The 4,145-nt window shown below is 37.0% G+C and carries 5 protein-coding genes and 1 pseudogene; 5 read left to right on the forward strand and 1 reads right to left on the reverse strand.

Features of this window, described 5'->3' with window-relative positions:
• Nucleotides 1-174: 174 nt before the first annotated feature.
• A complete protein-coding gene (locus ACOVQ4_RS17025; RefSeq protein ID WP_421821822.1) occupies nt 175-906 on the forward strand; it encodes an SAM-dependent methyltransferase in 732 nt (243 codons plus the stop codon).
• 64 nt (nt 907-970) lie between these two features.
• Here the strand turns inward: ACOVQ4_RS17025 and ACOVQ4_RS17030 are convergent, their stop codons facing one another.
• Nucleotides 971-1,393, reverse strand: a complete 423-nt coding sequence (locus tag ACOVQ4_RS17030; RefSeq protein ID WP_421821823.1) for a YraN family protein — start codon at nt 1,391-1,393, stop codon at nt 971-973.
• A 23-nt stretch (nt 1,394-1,416) separates the two neighbouring features.
• Here ACOVQ4_RS17030 and lipB point away from each other — a divergent pair, with 23 nt between their 5' ends.
• From lipB to ACOVQ4_RS17050, 4 genes and pseudogenes are all read left to right on the forward strand, one after another.
• Nucleotides 1,417-2,136 (forward strand): lipoyl(octanoyl) transferase LipB, encoded by a 720-nt coding sequence (gene lipB, locus ACOVQ4_RS17035; protein WP_421821824.1) that lies wholly within the window; start codon nt 1,417-1,419, stop codon nt 2,134-2,136.
• Between the two features lie 44 nt (nt 2,137-2,180).
• A complete protein-coding gene (locus tag ACOVQ4_RS17040; protein ID WP_283372800.1) occupies nt 2,181-2,588 on the forward strand; it encodes a hypothetical protein in 408 nt (135 codons plus the stop codon).
• Between the two features lie 66 nt (nt 2,589-2,654).
• On the forward strand, nt 2,655-3,383 hold the full coding sequence (locus ACOVQ4_RS17045; protein WP_421821825.1) for a 3'-5' exonuclease: 729 nt from the start codon (nt 2,655-2,657) through the stop codon (nt 3,381-3,383).
• 259 nt (nt 3,384-3,642) lie between these two features.
• Nucleotides 3,643-4,145: pseudogene (locus ACOVQ4_RS17050) on the forward strand (hypothetical protein); the annotation flags it as partial.

The following is a 4,145-nucleotide window of genomic DNA, read 5'->3' on the forward strand; positions in this document are numbered from 1 at the left end:
TATGCCATAAGCAAGAAGTTGTGCTTGCCTAATGCCTACGGCTTATAGCCTAGAGCGTATTAATGCAATTTTATTTTGCATTAATACTTAAGTAAAATAGTAGTGACGTTATCATAGGAATTTTATCAATCTTCCCGATAACAGATAACTATTCACCAGTAACAAACTTTTATAATGATGACGAAAGAATGGTTTAGCTCGTGGTTTGATTCCCCTTATTATCACATTCTCTACAAAGAACGTGATGACAAGGAGGCACAGCTTTTTATGGACCAACTATCATCGTATTTACAAATTCAGCCAGAACACCATATCATGGATTTGGCCTGTGGCAAAGGTCGTCATGCTATTTACCTCAACCAAAAAGGGTTTGAGGTAACCGGCGTTGACTTATCGCCGCAGAGTATTGCTTTTGCTAAAATTTACGAAAACGCACATCTTCACTTTTTTGTGCACGATATGCGTGAAGTTTTTGAAGAAAGATATTTCGATTTTATCCTAAACCTATTTACAAGTTTTGGGTATCTCGAAAATCACGACGAGAATATCAAGGCATTTCAGGCGGCGGCTCGCAACCTGCGCAAAGGAGGTATTTTTGTGATGGATTTTTTCAATACAGAATACGTGACAAAACAATTGCTACCTTTTCAGGTAAAAGAAATTGACGGTATTCGTTTTGAGATTACTAAAACCCTTCAAGATGGCTTTATTATCAAAGATATAGATTTTAAAGATGAGGGGCGTGAGTATCACTTTCATGAAAAAGTACAGGCTATTTCACTGACGGATTTTCAACATTACTTCTCTGCGGCGGGACTAAAACTCAAACAAATTTTTGGGGATTATCACCTCAATGCTTTTGATATAGAAACATCTCCAAGAATGATTTTTATCTTGGAAAAATAGCTTAAAATTAGCCCAAAGGGACAATGCGAAGTTTGTAATTACGCTTTGTCCCTTGGGCAATAATCTAATAAAAGGCATCTTCAAAGTGTTTGATTTCGAAGCCATCCGAGCGAAAAATAATCGAGATTACATCAAATCGTATTTGTTTGTGCCAATTAGTTTTGTAGACATAAAAATCAGCAGCGCGTTTTACTAGCGAAACTTTGAGTTTACTAACGGCTGCTTCGGGCATTCCGAATTTGATATTCTTGCGGGATTTTACCTCAACAAAGACTAAAAAAATGCCTTTTCGGATAATTAAATCCACTTCGGCATGACCATAGCGGTAATTTCGGGCTACAATTTCGTAGCCTTTGTCGATTAAATAGGACGCTGCCAAGTCTTCTGCTTCGCGACCAGTGTCTAGGTGTTCGGCCATTGAATTATCTACTAGGGTTTGTTGTTTGATAAGAAAATAAATATTTTTTACTTTAAATTTCTTTGGCACTAGAAAGAACAGTGTTGTGAAAAATGGAACAGCATAAAAAGGTAAAGTTTCAGAGTTTAGGAGTAATAGATTACCAAGAAGCTTGGGATTATCAAGAAAAACTCCATGCTGAAATAGTCGAGATTAAACTACAAAATCGTAAAATTAGCCCTGAGGAAACTCCCAAGGCGACGCCTAACTATCTTTTGTTTTGCCAGCATCCGCATGTATACACGCTCGGAAAAAGTGGAAAGCCAGAACATTTATTATTAGACGAAGAAGGCTTGGAGAAGTATCATGCTCAGTATTTTAAAATCAACCGAGGAGGAGATATTACTTATCATGGTTACGGTCAGTTGGTGGGTTATCCGATTTTTGATTTAGAAAATTTCTTTACTGATATTCATCGATACATGCGTTTTATGGAAGAAGCCGTGATTCGTACTTGTGCAGATTATGGTATCGAAGCAGGGCGAATAGATGGGCTTACAGGCGTATGGATTGATTATGTCGAACAAAAAAATCCTCGAAAAATCTGTGCCATGGGCGTAAAAGCTAGTCGCTGGGTAACTATGCACGGTTTTGCATTGAATGTAAACACCGACTTGAGCTATTTTTCACATATTGTGCCATGTGGTATCGACGATAAAGCTGTGACTTCTATTGCCTTGGAAGTTGGTCGCGAGATAGAAATGGCTGAGGTAGAAAGTCGTATGTTAGGGCATTTGAAAGATATATTTGAATTTGAAATTGAGCAAAAATAGGTTTTAATAGCTGTTTAAAAACAGCCAACCACACAAAAGCATTTATGAAAAAAGATATTATCCATCCTACCGTCGATGGCGTAAAAGTAGCCGTTGCACGTCGTCAGGATGAACTTGGGAATGTCCTTTGGGATGTATATTTGATCAATCGTCTGAAAAATCCAATCGATACAGTGTTTGTGACATCCAGCGGTTATGGTGTAGATGTCGACGGGAACAAAATCAAAACTGCATCATTACGCTATTTTTTTAAAGAAGTTGCAGGAGAAGAAATTGTGAAAATAGAGCCAATTTCGCCTGAAGTTTTTCATATTAACAACGAATATTGGGTGAGCTATTACATTGGAAATCAGATTTTTGATAAAAAGTTTATCTTTGTTCCTGAAAGTATCCGTGAAGAAAACCTCATCCCAATTGCCCAACTGGGTTTAGAAGGAGTTTTGCATGAATAATCAATGTGGGCTGTAAGTGCTTCGCTAACAGCCTCAATATTTTCCTACACTATAACCAAAATCTGTATGCTCGACTTAGCTAAAATCGCAAAAAATCTCTTATTTATTGATATCGAAACTGTTTCTGCTTACGGTAGTTGGGACGAGGTACCTACCCGTATGCAAGAATTTTGGTCAAAAAAAGCAAGTTATATGCAAAATCCCCACCAATATGATGAGGGAAAATTGTATTTTGAACGAGCTGGGATTTATGCCGAGTTTGGTAAGGTGATTGCAATTGGTTTAGGCTTTTTTCATTGGGACGATGATAATCAGCTTTGCTTCAAGGTAAAAACGCTCACTGCCGACTCAGAGACAGAGCTTTTAACACAATTTACTTCGCTGATTGAGTCCAAATACAAAGGCAATAGTCTTATGCTTTGTGCTCATAATGGCAAAGAGTTTGATTATCCGTACCTATGCCGACGAATGTTGGTCAATGGAGTGAATATTCCTAAAGCCTTACAGCTAGCAGGTAAAAAGCCTTGGGAAATACCGCATTTGGATACTTTGGAGTTGTGGAAGTTTGGAGATAAAAAAAATTATACCTCTTTAGATTTACTAGCAGCGATTTTTGAGATACCAAGTAGTAAAGTCGAATTGAGTGGCGATTTGGTAAATCAGACCTATTATATTGAAAAAGACCTTCCTAAAATTGCCAGATATTGTCAAGAAGATGTGGTCGTATTAGCACAGCTCTATCTCAAATTTCATAATCTTCCTTTAGTGCCAGAAGATAATATCGAAAGAATCTAAAGCATATCGATAGTTTCGGATTTGGGATGTAGGATTTCGGACGTTTAACCTACTTTTGGGAAGTAATAAAAGTAGGTTTTCATATTTCCGAAATCAAAAATCCCAAACCCGAAATATCACATTCACTAAATCACAAACCACTCAATAGTACTAAGTATTAGTACTTATTCAATCGCTGTATCTACATTGAAAAATCGGTAATATGGAATTCATGTCCTTAAATTCTCTAAATTTGATGTTTTAATGCTATCAATAAGCCATGAAACATTATATACTTTTAATCACTAGCTTCCTTTATCTGCTTGATATTCATTCTAGTAATGCGCAGTTATATACACAATCCAAAGCCGAAAAAGCCCTTCAGACCTATCGTGAAGAATTATTAGGCTTTAGAAAAGAGCACCCCAAAAAACGTAATCTTCCAGATGCTAAGTTCTTTTTTTTCGGAATGGGAAATCGTCCCAAAATGTTTTACAAAGACGGACGAATTATCTCACTAAGCGATAAACGTGTAATTCGTCGTTGGAAAGTAAAATCTGCCCTTATTGTACCCTCAGAATATTTGGTGCATTTGGAACTACAAGACGGTCGTGCTGTCGATATTCAAGAAGACGAAACAGGCATTTATGTGTACGAGAATAACCTTCAGATTATTCTGGCCGAAAGTCCTATTACATTACCAACTTTTAGCGATAAGAAATTCCCTTCTGTATTAAGAACATTGCATCATGAATTATTGGTAAATATTCAGGATGGAAAACC

This window comes from Flectobacillus sp., assembly GCF_049240685.1.
Taxonomy (GTDB): domain Bacteria; phylum Bacteroidota; class Bacteroidia; order Cytophagales; family Spirosomataceae; genus Flectobacillus.